Raw genomic sequence first — 21,120 nt, 5'->3', positions numbered from 1 at the left:
GGCACGTCCTTCGAGGAGCTGCAGTTGTGGGCCGTCGCTCACGGACTCCGACTTGCGGGTCCCGCGACCCTGATGGTGCCACCTCAGCCGTCACGGAATCCAGTTCACCGTCACATCCGATGAATGAGTCCGCTGTTCTCGGCGAGCGCTCGGCGTAGGGGAAATGCTCGGGATCCCGGATCCCGAAAGGACTTTGTCCCGACACGCGTCGTACCAGGAAGATCGTTCTTGCGTCCCTCGGCGAATCGGAGAGCCCAGCGAGTCCCATGTCCTGCGAATCCCATGTCCTGTGAATCCGATGAACCTGACGAACCGGGCGATCCCGGACGGCGGTTGCGGGCCGCTTCGCCAGGCCGCCGCCGTTGCCGGATATCCGCCTTGCTTGCGCCGCGAGCGACCGCTCTGCTCTGCCCTGCGTCCGACCGGTGTACGCACCACAGGCCGCCGAAGGGTGATTCCGGCCGGACGGCGCGTCCGTGACGGTGAGTCCGATCCGGAAGGCGTTCGCCGCGGAACCCTGGAGGTCACGCCCTGGGCGCCTACCGCGTGCAGGGTGTCCGGCGCCGCACCTTCCACCCGGGATTCAGCACCGGGGGACGGGTCATCATCCCCGTGCCCTGGATGGCGGCCGTCGACTTCAGTGCGCCGGACTGGGCGACTCCGACGTCATCACCCCCGGAAGGGGACGATGCCACGGCCGGCCGCAACCTCGACCTCGGCCGTGGTCTCACCGTCGACGGCACACGCAGCGGTGCGAAGGTCGGCTTCCGCGGCGCCGGACCGACCCATGCCGACGGCACCGCCGGATCGCCGCGCGATCCAGGCCAGGGACCCGACCTGAGCACCCAGTGGGCACTGTGCATCGTGGGGACCCTGCTGAGCACGCGACGAGGCTCGTCAGTTCACGACGTTGCGCCGGGCACCTCGACCGTCCGCCGGTCCGGCAGCGGCACGGGTGTGCATGAGGAGAGCCTCGGTGCCGTGCAGGAAGACCTCGATGCTCAAGTCGAGTTGGCGCCTGTCGTAGGTATCGACTCCACGCTCGGCGATCCGGGCAAGGTTCTCGAACACATGCCGGTCGATGCTGACAGGATTCCGCGAACCGGCGGTGCGAACCAGCAGTGGCGGGTGAACTCCGACGGCACGATCGTCGGCGTGCACTCCGGGCTGTGCCTGGACGTCAGCGGCGGCGCCACGGCCAACGGCACGGCAGTGCAGCTCTGGAACTGCACCGGCGGGAACAACCAGAAGTGGACCGGCCTGTCCGGGGCGGCGAACATGTGTGCTCTTCCGTCGACATACCGGTGGACCTCGACCGGTCCGCTGGCGGAGCCGGCGAACGGGTCGGCCTCGTTGAAGGACTTCACCGCCGTGAAGTACAACGGCCAGAACCTGGTCTACGCGACCACCGCGAGCGAATCCGGGTGGCGCGCGACGGGGTTCCGTCCCTTCACCAACTGGTCGGACATGGCGACGGCCCCCCAGACCGCAGTGAGCGGGGCCCCCATTGCGCCCACGCTGTTCTACTTGGCGACCAAGAACATCTGGGTGATGGCCGCGAACGGGTGGGACACCGGCTGGAAATTCACCTACCGCACGTCCACCGACCCGACCAACCCCGCCAGCTGGTCCGCGCCGCAGCAGCTGTTCACCGGCGACCTCCCCGTAGGCGGCCCGATCGACCCGACCCTGATCGCCGACGACCAGAACATGTACCTGTTCTTCGCCAATGACAAGGGCAGCATCTTCAAGTCGACCATGCCGCTCGGGAACTTCCCGAGCAGCTTCGGCTCGTCGTACACGACGGTCATGAGCGACACCGAGGACCGCCTGTTCGAGGCCCCGGAGGTCTACAAGGTCCAGGGCCAGAACCAGTACCTCATGATCGTTGAAGCGAAGGGCGCGAACGGGCGCTACTTCCGCTCGTTCACCGCCACCAGCCTGAACGGTACGTGGACCGAGCAGGCCGGCACCGAGAGCAACCCCTTCGCGGGCAAGGCGCAATCCCCTGGGTCACAAGGTCACCAGCTTCCTGGACCCCCGGCACGGCCAGGCCCTGCGCGTGTACGACGCGAACCTGAAGAAGACCGAGTCGACCTACGACGCCCTGGGCCGGCTGACCGCGGTCTGGCTGCCCAACCGCAACAAGGCGGCCGGCTGCAGCGCCAACACCACCTTCGCCTACCGGATCAGCAGCACCGAACCGTCCTGGGTGTCCACCTCGACCCTGAAGAAGGACGGCGAGACGTACAACACCAGCTACGAGCTGTACGACTCGATGATGCGCCCACTGCAGACCCAGACCCCGACCCCACTCGGCGGCCGGGTACTCACCGACACCCGCTACGACACCCGCGGCCTGCCCTACGAGACGTACGAGGACATCTTCGACAGCACGGCGACTCCGAACGGCACCTACACGCGGGAGGAGTACGGCGAGGCACCCACCCAGACCGAGACGGTGTACGACGGCGCGGAGCGGATCACGACCAGCACCCTCTACTCGTACGGGGTGAAGAAGTGGTCGACCACCACGACCCACACCGGTGACTCCACCGCCACCACCGCCGTCCAGGGCGGCTCGGCCACCCGTACCATCACCGACGCCCGCGGCCGGACCGTCGAGACCCGGCAGTACGCGGGCACCAGCCCGGCCGACCCGCAGTTCGGCGGCGGCACGGTACGGCCTCGTACACCTCCACCAAGCTCCAGCTCACCCTGGACGACAAGCAGTCCCAGGTCACCGGCCCCGACGGTGCCAAGTGGACGTACGTCTACGACTTGTTCGGCCGCAAGACAAGCGCCGACGACCCGGACAAGGGCCTGACCGAGCTGGGGTACGACAGCCTCGACCGGCTCACGAAGACCACCGACTCCTTCGGCCGTACCGTCCTCTCGGGCTATGACACGATCGGCCGCGTCACCGGCACCTGGACCGGCTCGAAGACCGACGCGAACCAACTGACCGCCCTCACCTACGACTCCCTGCTCAAGGGCCTGCCGGACGCGAGCACCCGCTACGTCGGCGGCAAGACCGGCAAGGCGTACACGAGGACCGTCACCGCCTACGACAGCCTGTCCCGGCCCACCGCCACGGAGCTGTCCCTGCCGGCCTCCGACCCGCTCGTCGAGGCGGGCGCACCGGCCACCCTCGCGTTCGAGAACCGCTACAACATCGACGGCACGCTGCAGAGCTCCAAGGAGCCGGCCGTCGGTGGCCTGCCCTCGGAGATCGTCGACTACGGCTACACCGGCCTCGGACAGGTCACGTCCATCGGCGGCAGCACGGGCTACCTCCTCGACGTCGACTACTCGGCCCTCGGCCAGGCCCAGCAGCTCGTTCTCGGCACCGCGAACACCGAGGAGCACAAGAAGGCGTACGTCACCAACACCTGGGAGGAGGGCACCGGACGCCTCCTGGGCAGCCACGTCACGGACCAGACCCACCCCTACAAGCTCCAGGCACTCGGCTACACCTACGACCAGGCCGGCAACATCACCTCCATCGCCGACACCAGCACCCTCGGCGGCACCGCGTCGGCCGAGACCCAGTGCTTCGCCTACGACGGCCACCGCCGCCTGACCGAAGCATGGACACCCGCCTCACAGAAGTGCTCCGAACCGCGCAGCGCGACCGCTCTGGGCGGTCGGTCCGCCTACTGGACCAGCTACAGCTACAACGATGCCGGTCAGCGCACCACGGAGACCAAGCACACCAGCACCTCGAACACCACCACGACCTACTGCTACGAGAAGACGGACCAGCCCCACACCCTGACCGGAACCAGCACCGAGGCCGACTGCGCCGATCCCGACCGCTCCTACGAGTTCGACAGCACCGGCAACACCACCAGCCGGCCCGACGGTGCCGCCCCCCAGGACCTCGACTGGTCCGACGAGGGCAGGCTTGCCACCCTCACCGAGGGCGGCAAGACCACCGACTACCTCTACGGCCCCGACGGCACCCTCCTGATCCGCGCCACCGAGAGCGGAGAGCGCGTCCTGTACCTGGGATCCACCGAACTGCACCTGCGGGCCAACGGCAGCACCTGGGCCCAACGCCACTACAGCGCAGGCAGCCTGACCGTCGCCGTCCGCTCCAACGAGAGCGGCAGCAACGAGCTGAGCTACCTCGTCACCGACCACCACGGCACCGCGACCCTCGCCATCGACGCCACGAACCAGGAGTATTCCCGGCGCTACACGACCCCGTTCGGCGCGCCGAGAGGCACCACCACCGGAGCTGCCTGGCCCGACGACAAGGGCTTCCTCGGCAAGACCACCGACACCGGCACAGGGCTCACGCACGTGGATGCTCGTCAGTACGATCCGGACATCGGCCAGTTCATCAGCATCGACCCCTTGCTCAGTCTCGACCAGATCCACTCCCTGAACGGGTACAGCTACGCCAACCAGAACCCGGCCACGGAAAGCGACCCGACAGGACTCGAGAGCTGCTACGGCGTCGCGTACTGCTCCGGCAGCAACGGGACCTACGGCACGTACAAGCCCAAGAAGAAGACCACCACCAGCAGTGGCGACGGCCCGACCCGAGCCTGCCGCTGCGGAACACGCCCCCCGCTCGTGAAGGGCATGAAGCCCACGGGCCTGGGAGGTATCCCAGGCCGCCGCAACATCACGCTGCCGTCGGCACCGGCGCCCAAGGGCTGGCTGAAGACCACCCCGCCCCCGCCCAACCCGGGTCCCAAGCCTAAGAAGGAAGGGTTTCTGGCCGCCCTCAAGACGGGCTGGAATTCTGTCACCGGGAATACATCAAAAATATGGGACGCATATTTCGCTGGTGATACCACCGGGATCTGTATCAGTGGCTCTGCTGGGATCGGTGCGGGAGTAACAGCCTCAGTTTGCCTGGTGAACACAACGCGCCCGGATGGGAAGACGGACTACGGTGTAAGATTCCGCAAGGGTAGTGAAACGCCATCGGTCGGAGCGAATGTCGGTATCGGGCTGATGGGCAGTAACGCCACAGATTTTGAGCAGCTTCGAGGTGATGGGTGGGGCGGAACCGTAACGGGTGCGTTCGGTGTTGCCGTATCGGGCAGCCATGAGCGAGCCATTGGGGCGGAGAACAGTCGAGGTGAAGCTGTGGGGTCGACAACGATAGGTCTGGGGGCGGGTCTCGGTGTAGAAGGCGGGTTCACCACCTCCCACAATACGCGCGTCGGTAAACTGTTCACAGTGGACTGGCGATAGAAAGCTCTAATATCATCGGCGGGGGTGTGATCTGCGCCCCCGCCGATATCGCAGCGAAAAGAGCGAGAAGTGGAAGTTAGTGCGGTGGTTTTCATGCAAGCCGGACGTGCCTCGTCGGAGGCCGACCTCGCCTCCGTGATCATCTGTTCAGTCCTTCTCGTGGTCGGCCTGTTGCTGGCATTTAATTTTCGCGGGGCTGCTGAGCGGTTCTACGACTTGACGTCATCAGTTACCTTTGGATTCGTCGGAAGTGCAACACCTGGACTGCTCCGATTTGTTGGAGCAGTTATCGCCGCCCTTGGGGCGATCGGAATCATTGTTGAGATGGTAGTCGGGTGGTCATGAGCAAGTGTTGACGCACATGGGGATGTTCGCTGCGGCGCGAGGCACGGCACGGCGTCCCCGACTCCTGCGAAGGTGAAATCCTGGTTGCATTGTGTGATCCCGTCCAGTCGAACGTCTTCCACAGGCAGAGCCCGGACACGCATACCTGGGCAGTCGGAGTCTTTTCGCCTTAGGCTCGTGAAATGAACGCGCGTGGGGCCTTGTGGCGTCATCGGTAGAGTCAGGCCCCCTCGTGATCGGGACTGAACGGTTACAAGGTGGGAATTCCTGAGGTTCTGGCAGAAGCCCCCTGTCGTACCGTTAATGCAGACTGCGGCGCGACAGCTATCTGTACTCTTACTCACCTCGCGCGGATGGATAGGCGATGCCAGGAAGTGTGGTAATTGTAGCTGCCTCTGAGAGGGGCGTCGGCTTTCTTTATTTGGCATGGGAAGGGGTCCTCGGATTTCTCGGATTCTCCCTCGCCTTCAACATGTGCGACTCTGCTTATCGAGTTTACGAAGCCTTCACGAGTCGCGGGCCGTTCAGTCCTGGTCCCGGGTTCAGCCCGGCCGTCATCAGGATCGTCGGGGCCCTCATCGGTTTCGTCTCAACGTGGGCATGCGTGAGTGGTCTGGTGACATGACGCGAGTTGGCAGGGAAGTCGAACCTGCTCTGGATGAAGCGTGATCGATCGGCGTCGCGGAGGAGCTCCGGGTAGGGGGTGCTGTCGCGGCTGCTCAGCGGGTGCCGCGGATCATGACGGTGAGGACCGGCGACGCCGGTGATGGCTGGCTCTGGCCGATGTCCTCGCCCATTACGACTTGTAGAGCGCGTGGACCTTTCCGTCCCCGGCGGCCGGGTTGACCATGAGCGTGACGTACGGCTCGTCGCGGGTGGCGAAGAGGGCATCGTGGATGCGGCAAGCGGTGCTGGTGCCGCTGCTCGGCTCCAAGCGGCTCGAATCCCCCGCCGTCGCCGACGTGCGGCGCTTTCTCGTCCGTCTGGAGAAGGAGACCACTGCGGCAACAGCCAAGGAATCGCACCGCGTTCTGCGTTCCGCCCTGTCCTCCGCCTGTCGCGAGGAGCTGATCACACGCAACGTCGCCAAGCTCGTCGAGCCGCCCCGTACGGACAACCGGGAGCTGAAGCCCTGGAGCCTGGACGAGACGCTCGCCTTCCTCGCCGCGTCCCGCAAAGACCCGCTCTACGCGGCCTTCGTGATTGCCATCGCCATGGGCCTGCGCCGGGGAGAGATCATCGGTCTCCGCTGGTCCGACCTCGACCTTGAAAACCGCGTGCTCTACGTCCGCCAGCAGACCCAGCGGCGCCGTGGTGTCTCTCGGCGACGCCTGAATTCTGGTTCTGGATCACTTTCCGTGCCGGAGCCCACGGAGGGTCACCACGACCGCGATCATGAACGGCCTCACGCTGCGAGGAGGACTCGCTTGCGGAGCAGGTCGAAGTTGGCGCGGCCGAACATCTGCCGCTTGAGCATCTTGATCTTGTTGTTGTGGCCTTCGACGGCGCCAGAGCTGTAGGGCAGGCTGAGCCCGGCGACGACGGCGTCGAGGTCCTGGCCGAGACCGGTGACGAAAGCGTGCAGGGCGGGCAGGTCATCGGCCTGGACGCGCTCGATCCATTCGTCCAGTTGCTGTCCTTGGCGGTTGCTCATCAACTCGGCGAAGGAACGCATGTGTTCGGCGGTGCGGTCGAGTTCGAGGCAGCGGGCGAGGATCGTCTTGGGTCGCCGGGCCTGGTCGTCGTCGAGGCGGTCGGGGCGGCGGGTGATCCAGCTGGTCACGTCTCGCACGGAAGGGTGCTTGCGAGGTGGATCGTCGTGCGGGAACGCTTCACGGAGCTGCTGCACGTACCTCTTCACGACGCTCTCGCCGCCGGGGTAGCCGCGCTCACGCAGTTCCTCGAACAGGCGGCGGGCGACGGTGCAGCCCTCGGCCCACCGGTGATGTAGATAGGGCTTGTAGGGATCGAGGATGCTGCTGCGGCCGGTCCACTGTCCCACCAGCAGTTCGTCTGCGGTGGCCGCGCGGGCCAGGCGGCGCACGGTGTTGCGGGTGAGGCCGAGTCGGCGGCCGATCGTCCGCATGCCGAGCCCGTCGTCGAGCAGGGCGTGGACGGCTGCGTGCTGTTCGCGCACCCGGTCCGACAGGCGGCCGGAGTGTCGCGGTTCGCCTGAGGGACGCGGCGCGAGCTCCGGGGTCTTCACGGGCGCGGCGGTGCGGATCAGGCTGGTCTCCTCTGGCTCGCGCAGCAGGGCGCGGTGCTGGATGACCGTCTTCTCGACGGCCTCGACGAGGTTTTTCCAGATGTGCCACCGGACCGCGTCTGGGGCGCCGAGCCGTCCGGCCTCGGCGTATGCGGTCGAGCGGTCACGGCAGATCACCTCGACGCCGGGGTGGTCGGCGAGCCAAGCGGACACCGTGGCCGTGGTGCGGTCGGGCAGCAGATCAACCGGACGACGTGTGTCGATGTCCACCAGGATCGTGCCGTAGTTGTGTCCCTTGCGCAGGGCGAACTCATCCACTCCCAGCACCCGCGGCGTGTGCACTTCGGGCTCCGGCAGGCGGCGTAAACCGGCGCCTGCACCGCACCTTGCAGGCCCGTCCGGCCGAACGTTGGGAGGCCGACCGGGCCGGGATGCTCACCCTGCCGCCCGTCGACCCGCCCGCCTGGTGGCGGATGCAGACCCGCATCGGGCGTGACCACTATGTTCGCGTCGATACCAACGACTACTCCGTGCACCCCGAGGCGATCGGACGCACCGTTACCGTGCTGACCGACAACGACGAGGTCATCGCGCTGGCACCCGGCGGCGTGATCGTCGCCCGTCACCCCCGCTGCTGGGCCCGCCACCAGACCCTCACCGATCCCGATCACGCCTCCGCGGGCCAGACGATGCGCGGGCGGGCCACCAGCAGGCCGCCCAGGCCGATGCAGGACCGCTCGCCGAGGTCGAGCAACGCGAACTGGGCTTCTACGACCGGCTGTTCACCGTCATTGAAGGCGGCGGCGATGAACCGGCGCGGTGGACTCGTGCTTCGCCGGACAGCGGGGGAGTTGACCGGCGGGCGCAGCAAGCCCCGGGAGGGCTGGAGCGGCTCCGGGCGCCAGTGGGCCGGTGTGGACCTGGGCATGCTGCCGGATTCCTCATGCGGGCATGTCCAGTCGGGGAGACGGCAGGTAGTGGCCTGTGGTCGGATGGAGCTGCCCGATGATCAAAGTCATTGTTGCGGCCCCCGTGGCAAGCATGCTGGTGATCGCGTGCATTGCCCGTCGATCCTTCTTCAGCAAGTCGTCGTACTCGCGCTTCGACACTTCAACGCGCTCGCGCGTCGGGCTGTCGACCTGGATCGCGTAGTACCGACCACCCTTGGCTTCCCCTGCCTGCTGTGACGTCCCGGCGAGCATGCTGCTGGCGGTGAGTGCGACCCCCGTGGAGAAGATCACTACGAGGACGCACCGCACGGCGATGGGCAGGCAGCGCAGGGCACGCCACGGCAGCTCGTTCCGTAGCCGCACGCCGCCGGCTTCCAGGGCTATTCCGCGTACGAGTGTGGCGAGAAAGAGCGGAAAAAGCAGGGCGAACTCGATCGCCAGCAGCAGTCCACCACCCTTGAGTACCGACTCCCCGGGCAGAAGCGTGACAGCGGAGGCCAGCAGTGATAAGGCACCCAAAGCCAGGGCCAGACCGGCATGGACCTTAAAACTCGCTTTCATCATGTAGGCACCCTTTTGCGCGTCTTGAGGGCGGAACCGGGGGGGCGACCGTGCGACCGTGCGCATACCCGCCAGGCGTTCGGGATGATCGCACGCGTGATCGCGAGCTGTCGTTGCCTCGATGCGGCAGCCTTCCACGTTCGGACAGTGCCGACCCCGGACAGCCCGCTCCGCAGGGGGAGAGATCGACTTTGTGGACTTGTCGGCCACTCGAGTCGGCGTCTGTTCGGCCCTGTGGATGTGGGATCACAAGACTTTGTTGACGGTATGCCAAGTGTGACTCTTCGAGGGGAGAGCCTGGGTGAGAGCGGACGTGTCTTCGCCAAGGAGAATGGCGAGATGCTTCACCCCGCCGACGTCACACGGCGGTGCGTCGAGCGGTACGAGGAGATCGGTCTCACGCCGGTCCGCCTCCACGACCTGCGCCACGGCGCCGCGACGCTGGTTCACACGGCGGGGGCTGGTGCTCGGCCACTCCTCGATCACGATCGCGGCCGACACGCACACGAGCCCGTTGCCATGGCGGAGTATCGGAGCCTGGCGGCCCTTCCGCTCACGCAAACGGCCCCGGACGAGGAGTCCGAGGCCGAGTAGAACCCCTCCCTGGGGGAGAAACCCCAGGTCAGAGCGATAACGCGTTGTGCCCCCGGCAGGATTCGAACCTGCGACACCCGCTTTAGGAGTTTTCCCTGGGCGGGGCTGTGACCTGCGGAACCGTCCGCTCCTAGGTTCCTGGCCTGGGAAAACTCCTCTCTGCAGTTCTCGCGTGTTCCCGAGGCTTCCCGGCCTCATGTGTGCCGAATCCGTTCCGGGCCGGCTGGAGGAGACGACCTTCGGGGCGGGCCGAGGAAGCGGCGTGGCCTGGGGGAGCGCAGATCGCAAGGTCCGTGGCGGCTTGCGCTATGCAATTGGAGGTATATACCGTTGATTGCATGGCGGAGCGGTGGGAGATTGAGATCGAACCCGAGGTTCGGGATTGGCTGGAGCTGCTTCCGTTCCGCCTGTACCGGCGGGTCGAGGACAAGACGGACCGTCTGCTGGACGAGCCGACGACCCTCGGTGAGCCGTATTCGCGTCACCTGGGCGGCAAGCTGCGCGAGCTCCGCTTCGAGCTGGACGGCGAGGCCGTGCGCATCCCGTACTGGCTCGCTCCCGGACAGAGAATCGTTCTGCTGACGGTCTTCCGTAAGACGAGGATGCGTGAGGCGGCGGAAGTCGAGCGTGCGCACCAGGCCCAGAAGGTCTGCGAGGCCGAGCATGGCCATGCCCAGCACACATACGATCGGCGCAAGGAGGGCTGATGAATCACAGCACGTGGAGGACGCGCCGGGCCCGGCAGCTTGCGGGTGAGGCGGTGGAGTACGACCAGGAGTACGTCGACGCACGGCTGGCCGGCGATCTCGGGCAGGCGGTCTACGACCGTCGGGTCGAGCTCGGCCTGTCCCAGACCGAACTGGCCGAACGGGCCGGGATGACGCAGCCCCAGGTCTCCCGGATGGAGGGCGGCGACACTGTGCCGACCCTCCCGCTGCTGCGGCGCCTGGCCAAGGCCCTGGACGGCACGCTGAACCTGGCCATCGACGAGGGCGACTCCCGCGTCACCTTCACCCCGCACGCCGCCTGAGCCTCTGGCACCGAGCCGTCGGCCACGGACACCGAAGGGCGCCTACCGAAATCCGTAGGTGCCCTTCCCGCTGTGCCCCGGCAGGATTCGAACCTGCGACACCCGCTTTAGGAGCGAGGTTGGGGGAGTGCGGGCGTGAACTGCGGGTTCCTGGCTTGGGTCAGTAGGACCGTACGGCCTGCTCCGCGCCCCAGGTTCCCCGTGAGTCCCCGTCCGTTCTGGCACGGCAGTGGCACGGGCCTACGCGCTCCGGCTGTCCATCTTCTTACCCCGGTGGAAGTGGAGGGCTCCAGCGATCCAGCTTATGAGCAACATGACAAAAGCGACCTCAAGCATCGGGGTCCAGTGGTCCCCGTCCGTGATCAACTCTGCGAGATAAATCCCTGCATCAATGCTTGCGATCACGAAGAAAAGGGCTGCGACGGTGCCAAGTATTCCGCGCGCCTTGCCGCTTCTTGCTCCCACCTGGGTACTTTTCATGCCGATCATGATGAGTGAGGCCAGGCTGCATGGCTAGTACTCGCCCACGCGGTCGGTGGAGCGATTTTGGCCGGGAGCTGCTTTGGCGCGAGTGATCATGGCCCCGTAAGCTTCCGGCGCGTCGGGCAGTCTGTGGACCTGCCCGGTAAAGCACGACGTTGGGGCCATGATCTTCGAGGCTCGCGCCAAAGTGGCTGGCTAAAGTCTGCCTAAAGCCGTGGAGCCGACCGCCCCAGCCACGACGCGTTCTGACCTCATGCCCGCTCCCGCCCGGAGGAGCGAAGCGACGACGGGTGCATGATCACGACGGGGCAGGTTCGGGCCTGGCGTACGGCGTGCCTCACACGGACCGGCGAGCCGACCGTGGTCAAGGCGTATCAGATCTTGCGCGCGATCCTGAACACGGCCGTTGACGATGAGCTGATCCGTCGCAACCCGTGCCGGGTCAAGGGCGCCGACCGCTACGACGTGCCTGAACGGCCCGTTCTCGCTGTGTCCGAGGTCTACGCCGTGGCCGACGCGATCGCCCCCCGCTACCGGCTGCTCGTCCTCCTGGCTGCCTTCACCGGACTGCGCTTCGGCGAGTTGGCGTCGCTCCGCCGGCGGGACGTTGACACCGAGAACGCCGCGCTCATGGTTCGCCGCTCACAGGCGGAGATGCAGACGGGAGCGCTCTTCGACAAGGCGCCCAAGTCCGATGCCGGGGTCCGGCCGGTGGCCTTTCCGACCGAACTCCTGGCGGATGTGAATCAGCATCTCGCCGGGTTCGCCGGGCCTGGCAGGGACGGTCATGTCTTCCTCGGCCCCCAGGGCGGTCGGCTGCGGCGGAGCAACTTCCGGGACGACTGGATCAAGGCCAGGAAGGCGGCGGGGATCATGGCAGACGTGCACTTCCACGATCTTCGGCACACGGGCAACACGCTCGCCGCGTCCGGCGCGAGCCTGCGGGAGCTGATGACCCGGATGGGCCACAGCACGCTCCGTGCAGCGCTGATCTATCAACACGTGGTCAGTGGGCGTGACCGAGAGATCGCCGATCGGCTCGGCTCGATGATCCGCAAAGCGCAGGGTGATGTGGATTCCTAGTGGACTTTGTGGCACGGGCGTGGCACGGCCGTGATCATGGCAAAGGGCCAGTTCGAGATGATCAAGCCTCTGAACTGGCCCTTAGTTGTGTGCCCCCGGCAGGATTCGAACCTGCGACACCCGCTTTAGGAGAGCGGTGCTCTATCCCCTGAGCTACGAAGGCGGGGGCTTGTGGAGAACCTTGGAGAAGATCCAGGGAGTGGATCTTCAACGAGTAGCACAAGCCCACTGGTCAGACATGGTGCGACCTGCTCCGCAGCCTCACTTGAGCAGACAGCGCGGCGTACCAACGACCGACCAGGGACAGCGTAGCGGATGCCCGCCAGGGAGGGGCGTCGGCATAAGGAGCAGACGGGCAGGGTGGCCAGCAAGAGCGCCTCTGACGCGTAAATAGGTGCAGTTCAGGGTGGGTGTCTGGTGGCCATGGTGGTCGCCGGGTGTCTGGTGTGCCGGTCAGACTGTGTTCTCCCTCGGGTTGAGGGTGACGGTGTAGCCGAGCTGGTTGAGCTGGTTGACCGCGCGGCGGGTGGTGCGTTCGGGGTCGCGTTGGGTGAAGTAGGTCCCGCCGAATTCCTGGTAGGGGACGTTGTCGGTGAGCATGTGCCAGATCGCGGTGGTGATCGAGTTGCTCGACGGCGACCAGGTCCCTGAGCGGGCCGCGGCGGGCGGTCGGCTGTTTGTAGCGGGCCTGCAGAACAGGTGTCTTTGGTTCTCACCGCGCCGAACGCCGCCAGTCCGAGGGCGCCCTTGAGGCAGGGGTTGCCGGGCCGGACCTTGGTGTTCTTGGTGCGGCCGGCGGACTCGTGGTGGCCGGGGCAGACCCCGGTCCAGGACGCGAGGTGTTTGGCGGTGGCGAAGCGGTTCATGTCGCCGCCGATCTCGGCGACGATCACTTCAGCGGTGGCGTGATGCGTTGACCGACGGTCGCGGAGCGTAGGAGAGGTTGCTCTCGACTTTCCGGTGAACGCTTGGCGCTCTGTGCCGGGCGCGGGCCCAGTCGCGAGGTCACGGAGTGGAGCCGTGCGCCTCGCCGAGGCCGAGGAGTGCGGTGAAGCGGGCTTCGGCCCGGTCGATCTCACCGAGCTGACTGAGGATCGAGCCGGGGGTGGAGTCACCGACCACCTTCTGCATCAGTGGGGTGCGGTCCAGGATCGCGTCCCGGATCGGTTGCAGAGCGCGCGGCGCGTGATGGAAGACCTGCCCGAGGACATAGGCCTGCTGGGACTGCCGGACGGTGTGCGGCTTGCGGCGGGCTTCGAAGGCGTCGAGTGCCTGGCGGACAGCGGCGTAGTCGCTCAGGTCCACCCCGGCCAGGTGGCGGCCGATGAAGTAGCCGTCCTCGGTGGCCATACCGGCGCCGTACCCCGCATACGGGGACGTGGGATGGGCGGCGCCGCCGACGAGAGTGGCGCGGCCCTTGGACCACTGCTTCAGTGGCTTGCGGTCGCGGATCATCCAGTGCTGAACGTGCGCGGAGTCGGTCGCGGCGATCAGCTGGGGGAGCGGACGGGCGAAGGCCTGGCCGAGGCTGGTCGCGGTCGAGTGCAGGTCCCCGGTGAATTCCCGGCTTGCGTCGAACGCGTCGAGCATCCACCACTCAAGCCATGCCATCCTGAATTTCGCAGGTCACGGGGGCTGGTGTGACTGTGTGGTGGCCGGCTCGTGCTGGCCGGAGGCGAGATCGTTAACAGGTGATCGTCCGTCTCAGGCTCGTTCTGCGGGAATCGGTTTTCGGGCGGTGGTCTCTTCGTACGCTCCGAGAGGGAAGGCCGGAGCGGAGAGGGGCTGTTCATGGCGGATGTGCTGACGTGGACGATCGAGCGGCGGGTGATGTTGGCTGAGCGGGCCGAGTTGCTGCGCAAGGAGCTGGCGGAGATCGACGTCGAGGTGGCCCGGCTGGAGGCTGCCGAGGTGGTGTACGGGCAGTGGGCCGAGGCAACGGATGGCGGGCGGAGTCCATCAGGCATCGTGGAGCCGGAGCCGGAGCCGGAGCCGGAGCCGGAGCCGGAGCCGGAGCCGGAGCCGGAGCCGGAGCCGGAGCCGCTGGTCTTGACGCCGGGTGCGGCCGGGATGCGGCTGGTCCCGGACCGCGTTGACGGGATGGGTCTGGAGGTCCTGACCTCGGACTATCGGCGGATTATGGAGATCGTCACCGATGCGGGCGGTCCGGTGATGGCGAAGGACGTGGCCCGCGCGCTGGGCCGGGAACTCACTCCCGGCAAGGTCGAGCCGGTCCGCGGCCAGCTGCGCAAACTCGCCGACCGGGGCTGGCTGTCGAGGACCGGTGCGGGCCGCTACCTGCCACGCTGACCGGCCGGAACGCGAGTGGACCGGCTGATTCCTGCCGTAACAAGAGGGCCCCCGGCGGAAGTTGGGGTGTGTGTGAAGACAACCAGCCCCGCTGAGGGCGCTCAGCATGCTGTCTACCAGGTCCGGCTCCCGGTGTCGAAGCGGACCCTGGACCTCATCGGGGATCTGATACGCCGTGAACGCAACCGGTTGGGCACCCGCTGGCGCAAGGTCCCCGCGGGCACTCAGGCGTTGATCGTGCTCGCCGTTCTCCGCCATGACCAGCGCCTCGCCGACATGGCCGGCGGCAGCGTTGTCTCCGCTTCCACCGTGCGCCGCTGGGTGCGGGAGGTCCTGCGTCTGCTGGCCACCCGCGCCCCACGTCTGGACCGAGCCCTGAAGAAGATCGCGCAGCGGGGCGGCGTGGTCGTCCTGCTGGGCGGCACCCTGATCCGCACCCGGCGCCGCACCGGAGCGGACAACCGCAGGAACTACAGCGGGAAACACAAGGCCCATGGCCTGCTGTTTCTCGCGCTGACCGACGAGAAGGGCAATCTGATCTGGATCTCCTCGGCCCGGCCCGGCCGGTCCAGTGAGATCACCATCGCCCGCCACGACAAGATCACCGCGCACCTTCGCGAAGCCGGCCTCGGCGCCCTGGCCGACCTCGGCTTCGTCGGACTCGATGACCAGCCCGACGACGACCCGGTGATCATCACCGGCCGCAAGGCCACCCGCAACCACCAGCTCACCGACGCGGAGAAGGAGGCGAACCGCCTGCTCAGCCGCGAACGCGCGGCCGTCGAGCACGGCTTCGCCAACCTCAAGACCTGGCGCATCCTCACCAAGGTCCGCATGAACACCCACCACGCTACGACGCTCCTGCGAGCCCTCCTCGTCCTGGCGAACACCGAAGTGCAGAGGTGACCGACGATCTCCCCAGGACGATCACGATGCTGACCGGCACGAGTCCGTCACCCCCGACCCACACCAGCCCCGTGACCTGCGAAATCAGGAAGAAAATCTCTCAGTGACTCCTACCTCGTGGGCTCGTTCGGCGCAGTGCCTGGGGTCTCCAAGGGGCAGGCGGGCCGCCGGATGCTGTCGGCGGAGCAACGGAGCAGCAGGGCGAGACGCAGGGGTGGGATTCGTTGGACCGCGAGGAACGGACGCGGAGGGGCGGAGACTCCCAGATCTGCTTGGGGCCAACCGAATCCCGCGGGCAGTGGTGATGGCCAAGCAACTGCTCCGCGGCAGGGTGTAGCCCGCCGGACCCACTGCCAACCACTTGCCTGCCGGGAAAGCAATTGATAACTTTCCCGACAGGCAAGTGGTTGGTTGGAAGGCTGGCCGCGCTGATCAGACGGGGAGTTGAGCGTGCCATGGTGGATCCGCACAGTGCCGCGGAGGACTTGCGCCGGATTGAACGGGTGCAGGACCGGATCGCCGAGCAGGGCAGGATCGAGCAGGGCGGCCCGCGCAGCATCCGGGCAGTGTGGGCCTCGGCCGCGACGCTCTGGGTGTTCCTGGCGATACAGGGTCTGCCGATGCCCAAGTGGCTGGAGTGGACAGTGCTTGCCGTGTTTATGACCGGCATGATCTCGCTCGGAATCCGCAGTGGTCGGCGGACACCGTTTACGCCGCACCGGTCGGACATCTCGGCGGGGTGGCTGGCTGGCTGGGTGAGCTCGCTGGTCGTGGTGACGATCGCTTCCGCGGTGGTGCTGAACGTCTGGGAGCCGCCGTTTAGTTCACTGATCTGGGCAACGGTGACGGCGGGGGCGTTCGTGCTGCTCGGCTACGCGATGCAGGGCCGCTGGCTGCGGCCGGGCCGCGGTCGCAGCGGGGCCGCGCAGTGACCACTCCGTTCGGCTTCGACGAGCTGATCCACCCCTCCACCCGGCTGGCTGTGGTCTCCCTGCTGGCCGCCACCGAGTGGGCTGAGTTCGCCTTTGTCCGCGACCAGCTGGAGCTGAGCGACTCCGCGCTTTCCAAGCAGCTCCACACCCTGGAGAGGGCTGGCTATGTCAGGCTGAAAAAGGAGGGCACGGGGCGTCACAAGCGCACCCGCATCCTCCTCACCAAGCACGGCCGCGCCGCCTTTGAGGGGCACGTCGCAGCACTCCGCCGGATCGTCGGCGGCGCCGCCGCGGCAACTGGGGAGGCTGGGGCGGCTGAGGAAGCGATCAACCCAGGGCAGAGTCCCCGGTGAAGAAGGTGAGGCCGGCCAGAGTAGCCAGGGCGCCCCTGCGCGGGCACTGACGGCGATCACAGAGGGCCGTCATTCCGGGTTATGAGAGCAGGGTCATCTTCCTGATGAAATCGAACTCTGCCTAGCCGAATAGATGCCTCTTGATTTTCTTGATGCGATTCACGACGCCCTCAGTGCCGCCCGAGTTCCAGCGCAACGTGAGCCCGGCGGTCACGGCATCGAGATCGCCGGTCAGACTGCGGGCGAAGCCGGTCAGACCAGGTAGGTTCACTGCGAGAGCCTCGTTGATCCAGGCGGGCGGGAGGATGCCGGTCTGCTGGGTGAGCATCTCACCGAAGTCACGGACCAGGCGGTGGGCAGCAGCCAGCTCGGGGCAGGCGTCCAGGACCGCCTTGAGCTGCTGGTGTTCATCGTCGGTCAGTGAGCCGGAGTAGCGGGTGAGCCAGCCGGTGGCCTTGCGGGTGCTCGGGGGCAGGGGCGGGGTGGGACGTGTCCCACCCCGGCAAGCCGCGGCTGGACCGGGCGCTGAAGAAGATCGCCCACAGCGGCGGGGTGGTAGTGCTGCAAAGCCCGGTCGGTCCAGCGAGATCACCACGGCCCGCCACAACAAGATCACCGGCCATCTACGCGAGGCCGGACTCGGGGCCCTGGCCGACCTCGGCTTCGTCGGCCTGGACGACGACCCCGACGACCCGATGATCATCACTGGCCGCAAGGCCACCGCAAACCACCGCCTCACCGACGCGGAGAAGGAAGCGAACCGCCTGCTCAATCGCGAACGCGCCGCTGTCGAGCACAGCTTCGCGAACCTGAAGTCCTGGCGCTTCCTGGCCAAGATCCGCATGAACGCCCGGCACGCCACCACCCTCCTGCGCGCCCTGCTCGTCCTCGCAAACACCGAAGTCCACAGGTGACAGACGATCTCCCGAAGAAGATCAGGCCCCAGACCGGCGCGAGTACATCACCGCAACCTCACACCAGCCCCGTGACCTGCGGAATCAGGATGAAAACTTCTCACTGGTGGCCGTCACGTCCCTTGTCTCGGATGGCGGTCCAGCTGCCCTGCACCGTGCGGGTGTGGGAGAGGACGCACATCCCGGGCTCGGTCTCGACGTTCTCGTCGAAGGTGTAGCCGCCGAAGATGTGCAGGTTGTGCTCGCGCTTGGGGCTGTCGCCCCACAGCGTGCGGCGGACCAGGGAATCGATGCCGTCCGCGCCGATCGCGAGGTCCGCCTCGTGGACTAGTCCGTCCGCGAGGTGCAGTCGAACACCGCTCTCATCCTGCTCGACGCGCTCCATCGTGTGGTTGACCTGCAGGACTCCCTTGGGCAGCGCGTCGAGCAGCCGCTCGTACAGCTCGGGGCGTAGCAGGCCGATGAAGCCGCCGCCGTAGTCGCGGACAACCTGCTACGGAAGGGCCGCGCGGACCCGGCGGCGGCCGCGGGCGTTGCGGAACTCGGCAGTACAGGGCGCACCCAGGTCGTCGGTGTTCACGCTCCAGCTCATGTTGGACAGCAGGTCCTTGCCGACGACCTCGCCGTTGATCTCGGCGGTCAGCGCCAGGCGCAGGAATCCGTCGCTGTCGCGGTAGGGCTCCAGCTCGTCCGTGGTGACGAGGTGGGGGCCGAGGGTGGTGGCGGTGTCCTTGCCCTTGCAGGGGCAGAGGCCGACCTGCATCTCGCGGGACTGGAGGTCGCGTGCGGACCAGTCGTTGTAGATGGTGTAGCCGATGATGTGGTCGCGGGCCTGCTCGGGGGTGAGGTCGCGGCCCTCGCGGCCGATGACGGCGGCGACTTCGAGTTCGAAGTCCAGTGCCTGGCTGCCGGGCGGCACAGGGACGTCGTCGTGAGCGCCGATGACCGCGTAGGGGTTGGTGAAGTAGAAGGTGGGCGCGTCGTACCAGGCGTCCGGGGCGCCCGGGACTCCGTCGATGCTTCGCCGTACACCCTCGACGTGCTCTTCGAACGTGACGAAGTCGCGTACGGACGGCGGTTGGAGCGGCGGCAGCAGCCGCACCTGGGGGATGTGCGGGCCGCGCGGCACGTCCAGGCTTGCGTTGCCCGCCTCGCGCAGTGCCTCGGGACCGGCCTGGATCAGGTCCAGAAGCGTCCCCGTGCCGGGGCAGGGGTAGAGGGTGCCGTCGTCCTCGACGGTGGCGAGACGGCTGCGGCCGTGCTGTTCGTACGTGGCGAAACGCATGGCATTCCTAGGGAGCTGGGAGGGTTGACACAGGCCGGGGGCGCGGCGGCATGGCAGGGCGGGGGAGTGCGCCGAGCCCCCGGGGTCAAGAGGTCAGACCGGCGGAGCGACGAAGACGCCGCGGTCGACGTCGTTGAGCATCTCCTTGGCGACCATCTCGTTCATCGGGTTGGACGTGCCCCACTGGTCGGCGTTCTCGGGCTTCGTCAGGTCGTAGATGTGCGGGTGCCAGGTGTCCTCGTCCAGCATTTCGAGCTCGGTGGTGTACTCCACGGTGTTGCCGTGCGGGTCGAGGAAGTACGTGAAGGTGTTGTCGCCCGCCATGTGCCGCCCGGGGCCCCAGATCTTGCGGGCGCCGGAGCGCATCACGCGGCCGGAGCCGCGCATGTACTCGTCGATGCCGCGCAGCTCGAAGGAGAGATGCTGCAGTGAGGTGTGCGGACCGCTGGCGATGGCCATGGAGTGGTGCTGGTCGCTGATCCGCATGAAGTGCATGACCTCGCCCATGTGCGGCAAGGCCATCGTGTCGGACAGCCGGAAGTCGAGGTGCTGCTCGTACCAGGCGCGGGTGGCGTTGATGTCGGGGGAGTTCAGGACGACGTGCGAGAGACGGACCGGGATGGACTCCTTCTCCTCGATACGACGGTGCCGGCGCGCCTCGACGTCGGCCGAGACCTCGATGGTGCGGCCGTCGATGTCAAAGAAGCGGAAGCCGTAGCCGCCGCCGGGGGTGTCGACCTTGCCCGGCTGGGAAATCAACCGCACTCCACCCGCCAGGAGTTGCTCGGCGAGTGTGTCCACGTCGGCGGGGTTCGCCGCGCCGTAGGAGATGAGGTCGAGGCGCTTCTCCTCGGCCTTGCGGAGCCGGACGATGTACTGCTCGGGGGAGCCCTCGGCGGCCAGGAAGGAGATGCCGGAGTCCTCGGCGACCTTGGTCAGGCCCCAGACGCCGGCGTAGAAGTCGAGCTGCTTGTCGTAGTCCGGCACGGCCAGGTCGACGTGCCGCAGGTGGGTGAGCAGACGTGCGCTCATGGTGGGGGTTCTCCTCTGTGCGGTTGAGATGGTTCAGACAAGGCGGAGCAGCGCTGCCGCGTTGCCGCCGCGTACGGCGTGGAAGTGGGGGGCGGGCAGGTCCGTGACGTCGCGCAGCGCTCCGAGCGGGTCGTCGGTGCCCATGTCGAAGGGGAAGTCGGAGCCGAGCAGCACCCGGTCGGGGCCGGCCACCCGGATCAGCTCGCGCAGGACGTCCGGGTCGTGGACGAGGGAGTCGAAGTACAGCTGCTTGAGGTAGCTGCCGGGCGGGTGCGTGCAGCCGCGGGTGTCGGTGCGGGCGAGCCAGGCGTGGTCGGAGCGGCCGATGTGGGTGGGCAGATAGCCGCCGCCGTGGGCGGCGACGATGCGGTCGGTGGCCGTTCTCATATCCGGGCCCTCACTCCGACGCCAGGTCAAACACCCGGATCAGGTGGGAACCCGTACACCACTTCCCAGGACGCAACCCGCAGCAGCAGGACCTCCCGGCTTGACGCGCCTTCGCGATGGCGGGTGACGTGCATCACAGGCAACTGAAAACCCGCGCCCTCGCACCCGCCGTCTAGAGGGTGTGAGAGCGGTGAGGAAGACGAGGAAGACACCCGATGACCGGGCGGCGTTCGAGGAGCTGTATCGGCGCACCGCACCGTGGCCGGCGGTGCGTCTGAGGCGTCGCTGCGCCGACGAGCAGATCGTCGCCGGGGTCATGCAGGAGGCGTATCCGGCGGTGTGGCGCGTGGCGGGCGCGTTCGTCGGGACCGCGACCGGGGGAACCGCCGTCGGTCGGCTGTGGACGATTGAGGCGCGCCGCGTCGTCGACGCCTTCCGGCGCCGGGCCCGCCACGCGGAACCGCCGCCCGCGGCCGCTCTGCGGCGCCTCGCGCCGGAGCTGAGACACGTCCTGCAGACCGTGGTGCTCGACGGA

Annotated in this window: 18 protein-coding genes, 1 tRNA gene and 10 pseudogenes; 13 read left to right on the top strand and 16 right to left on the bottom strand. The window is 67.2% G+C overall.

Features of this window, described 5'->3' with window-relative positions; translation table 11 throughout:
- Positions 1–897: 897 nt before the first annotated feature.
- Positions 898–1,071 carry a hypothetical protein gene (locus tag E4N62_RS36530; protein WP_230221753.1) on the bottom strand — a complete coding sequence of 58 codons (174 nt, stop codon included), beginning with the start codon at positions 1,069–1,071 and terminating at the stop codon, positions 898–900.
- Positions 1,072–1,104: 33 nt separating this feature from the next.
- On the opposite strand from E4N62_RS36530, the pseudogene E4N62_RS36525 reads away from it, so the two are divergent.
- Together E4N62_RS36525 and E4N62_RS36520 are read left to right on the top strand one after the other, a co-directional pair.
- Positions 1,105–2,007, top strand: a pseudogene (locus E4N62_RS36525) (non-reducing end alpha-L-arabinofuranosidase family hydrolase); the annotation flags it as partial.
- Positions 2,003–4,518 (top strand): annotated as a pseudogene (locus tag E4N62_RS36520) (RHS repeat domain-containing protein); the annotation flags it as partial. The pseudogenes E4N62_RS36525 and E4N62_RS36520, both read left to right, overlap by 5 nt.
- A gap of 1,760 nt (positions 4,519–6,278) precedes the next feature.
- Here E4N62_RS36520 and E4N62_RS36515 read toward each other — a convergent pair.
- A pseudogene (locus E4N62_RS36515) lies at positions 6,279–6,475 on the bottom strand (GNAT family N-acetyltransferase); the annotation flags it as partial.
- On the opposite strand from E4N62_RS36515, the pseudogene E4N62_RS36510 reads away from it, so the two are divergent.
- Positions 6,471–6,890 (top strand): annotated as a pseudogene (locus E4N62_RS36510) (tyrosine-type recombinase/integrase); the annotation flags it as partial. The pseudogenes E4N62_RS36515 and E4N62_RS36510 sit on opposite strands and share 5 nt — an antisense overlap.
- Before the next feature lie 74 nt (positions 6,891–6,964).
- Here the strand turns inward: E4N62_RS36510 and E4N62_RS36505 are convergent.
- Positions 6,965–8,083 carry an ISL3 family transposase gene (locus E4N62_RS36505; protein ID WP_230221439.1) on the bottom strand — a complete coding sequence of 373 codons (1,119 nt, stop codon included), beginning with the start codon at positions 8,081–8,083 and terminating at the stop codon, positions 6,965–6,967.
- Positions 8,084–8,196: 113 nt separating this feature from the next.
- Here E4N62_RS36505 and E4N62_RS49820 point away from each other — a divergent pair.
- Positions 8,197–8,367: pseudogene (locus E4N62_RS49820) on the top strand (IS21 family transposase); the annotation flags it as partial.
- Positions 8,368–8,432: 65 nt separating this feature from the next.
- On the opposite strand, the gene E4N62_RS36500 reads toward E4N62_RS49820, so the two are convergent.
- The 3 genes from E4N62_RS36500 to E4N62_RS36490 form a co-directional block, all read right to left on the bottom strand.
- Positions 8,433–8,693, bottom strand: coding sequence for a hypothetical protein (locus E4N62_RS36500; RefSeq protein ID WP_230221438.1), 261 nt, complete (start codon positions 8,691–8,693; stop codon positions 8,433–8,435).
- Positions 8,694–8,706: 13 nt separating this feature from the next.
- Entirely contained in the window at positions 8,707–9,279 is a 573-nt protein-coding gene (locus E4N62_RS36495; RefSeq protein WP_230221437.1) for a hypothetical protein, read from the bottom strand.
- Positions 9,280–9,522: 243 nt separating this feature from the next.
- A complete protein-coding gene (locus E4N62_RS36490) occupies positions 9,523–9,777 on the bottom strand; it encodes a hypothetical protein (RefSeq protein WP_230221436.1) in 255 nt (84 codons plus the stop codon).
- A 431-nt stretch (positions 9,778–10,208) separates the two neighbouring features.
- Between E4N62_RS36490 and E4N62_RS36485 the strand changes: the two genes are divergently transcribed.
- Together E4N62_RS36485 and E4N62_RS36480 are read left to right on the top strand one after the other, a co-directional pair.
- Complete coding sequence (locus E4N62_RS36485) at positions 10,209–10,577, top strand: type II toxin-antitoxin system RelE/ParE family toxin (RefSeq protein WP_230221435.1); 369 nt, start codon at positions 10,209–10,211, stop codon at positions 10,575–10,577.
- Positions 10,577–10,900 (top strand): helix-turn-helix domain-containing protein, encoded by a 324-nt coding sequence (locus E4N62_RS36480; protein WP_230221434.1) that lies wholly within the window; start codon positions 10,577–10,579, stop codon positions 10,898–10,900. Before E4N62_RS36485 ends, E4N62_RS36480 begins: the two co-directional genes overlap by 1 nt.
- 240 nt (positions 10,901–11,140) lie before the next feature.
- Here the strand turns inward: E4N62_RS36480 and E4N62_RS36475 are convergent, their stop codons facing one another.
- Positions 11,141–11,380, bottom strand: a complete 240-nt coding sequence (locus E4N62_RS36475; RefSeq protein WP_230221433.1) for a hypothetical protein — start codon at positions 11,378–11,380, stop codon at positions 11,141–11,143.
- A 300-nt stretch (positions 11,381–11,680) separates the two neighbouring features.
- Between E4N62_RS36475 and E4N62_RS36470 the strand changes: the two are divergent.
- Positions 11,681–12,466 (top strand): annotated as a pseudogene (locus tag E4N62_RS36470) (tyrosine-type recombinase/integrase); the annotation flags it as partial.
- A gap of 90 nt (positions 12,467–12,556) precedes the next feature.
- On the opposite strand, the gene E4N62_RS36465 reads toward E4N62_RS36470, so the two are convergent.
- The 4 genes and pseudogenes from E4N62_RS36465 to E4N62_RS36450 all read right to left on the bottom strand — a co-directional run bounded on the left by E4N62_RS36465 (position 12,557) and on the right by E4N62_RS36450 (position 14,077).
- Positions 12,557–12,629, bottom strand: a tRNA-Arg gene (locus E4N62_RS36465).
- Between the two features lie 290 nt (positions 12,630–12,919).
- Positions 12,920–13,066, bottom strand: a complete 147-nt coding sequence (locus E4N62_RS36460) for a hypothetical protein (protein WP_230221751.1) — start codon at positions 13,064–13,066, stop codon at positions 12,920–12,922.
- Positions 13,067–13,227: 161 nt separating this feature from the next.
- Positions 13,228–13,332: pseudogene (locus E4N62_RS36455) on the bottom strand (transposase); the annotation flags it as partial.
- A 139-nt stretch (positions 13,333–13,471) separates the two neighbouring features.
- Positions 13,472–14,077: an NAD(P)/FAD-dependent oxidoreductase gene (locus E4N62_RS36450; RefSeq protein ID WP_230221432.1), complete on the bottom strand. Its 606-nt coding sequence runs from the start codon at positions 14,075–14,077 to the stop codon at positions 13,472–13,474.
- Positions 14,078–14,257: 180 nt separating this feature from the next.
- Here E4N62_RS36450 and E4N62_RS36445 point away from each other — a divergent pair, with 180 nt between their 5' ends.
- The 4 genes from E4N62_RS36445 to E4N62_RS36430 all read left to right on the top strand — a co-directional run bounded on the left by E4N62_RS36445 (position 14,258) and on the right by E4N62_RS36430 (position 16,967).
- Positions 14,258–14,776, top strand: coding sequence for a hypothetical protein (locus E4N62_RS36445; RefSeq protein WP_230221431.1), 519 nt, complete (start codon positions 14,258–14,260; stop codon positions 14,774–14,776).
- 132 nt (positions 14,777–14,908) lie between these two features.
- The gene (locus E4N62_RS36440) at positions 14,909–15,682 is read left to right on the top strand and encodes a transposase family protein (protein WP_230221428.1); all 774 of its coding nucleotides are present in this window, start codon (positions 14,909–14,911) and stop codon (positions 15,680–15,682) included.
- A 455-nt stretch (positions 15,683–16,137) separates the two neighbouring features.
- Complete coding sequence (locus E4N62_RS36435; protein WP_230221426.1) at positions 16,138–16,614, top strand: hypothetical protein; 477 nt, start codon at positions 16,138–16,140, stop codon at positions 16,612–16,614.
- A complete protein-coding gene (locus tag E4N62_RS36430; RefSeq protein WP_230221424.1) occupies positions 16,611–16,967 on the top strand; it encodes a transcriptional regulator in 357 nt (118 codons plus the stop codon). The genes E4N62_RS36435 and E4N62_RS36430 overlap by 4 nt, the downstream gene beginning before the upstream one ends.
- Before the next feature lie 121 nt (positions 16,968–17,088).
- Here E4N62_RS36430 and E4N62_RS36425 read toward each other — a convergent pair whose 3' ends face one another.
- Positions 17,089–17,352, bottom strand: coding sequence for a transposase (locus E4N62_RS36425; protein WP_230221713.1), 264 nt, complete (start codon positions 17,350–17,352; stop codon positions 17,089–17,091).
- Between the two features lie 52 nt (positions 17,353–17,404).
- On the opposite strand from E4N62_RS36425, the gene E4N62_RS36420 reads away from it, so the two are divergent.
- Positions 17,405–17,881: a transposase family protein gene (locus tag E4N62_RS36420; RefSeq protein ID WP_230221422.1), complete on the top strand. Its 477-nt coding sequence runs from the start codon at positions 17,405–17,407 to the stop codon at positions 17,879–17,881.
- 100 nt (positions 17,882–17,981) lie between these two features.
- On the opposite strand, the gene E4N62_RS36415 is transcribed toward E4N62_RS36420, so the two are convergent.
- From E4N62_RS36415 to E4N62_RS36400, 4 genes and pseudogenes are all read right to left on the bottom strand, one after another.
- Positions 17,982–18,266: a hypothetical protein gene (locus E4N62_RS36415; RefSeq protein WP_230221420.1), complete on the bottom strand. Its 285-nt coding sequence runs from the start codon at positions 18,264–18,266 to the stop codon at positions 17,982–17,984.
- Between the two features lie 195 nt (positions 18,267–18,461).
- A pseudogene (locus E4N62_RS36410) lies at positions 18,462–19,166 on the bottom strand (fumarylacetoacetate hydrolase family protein); the annotation flags it as partial.
- 93 nt (positions 19,167–19,259) lie between these two features.
- Entirely contained in the window at positions 19,260–20,198 is a 939-nt protein-coding gene (locus tag E4N62_RS36405; protein ID WP_230221418.1) for a VOC family protein, read from the bottom strand.
- Positions 20,199–20,231: 33 nt separating this feature from the next.
- Positions 20,232–20,567: pseudogene (locus E4N62_RS36400) on the bottom strand (amidohydrolase family protein); the annotation flags it as partial.
- Positions 20,568–20,766: 199 nt separating this feature from the next.
- Between E4N62_RS36400 and E4N62_RS36395 the strand changes: the two are divergent.
- A pseudogene (locus tag E4N62_RS36395) lies at positions 20,767–21,120 on the top strand (RNA polymerase subunit sigma-24); the annotation flags it as partial.

Origin of the sequence: Streptomyces sp. MNU76, assembly GCF_020982545.1 — a bacterium.
Classification (GTDB): Bacteria; Actinomycetota; Actinomycetes; order Streptomycetales; family Streptomycetaceae; genus Streptomyces.
This window is presented reverse-complemented; position numbering and strand designations above follow the sequence as displayed.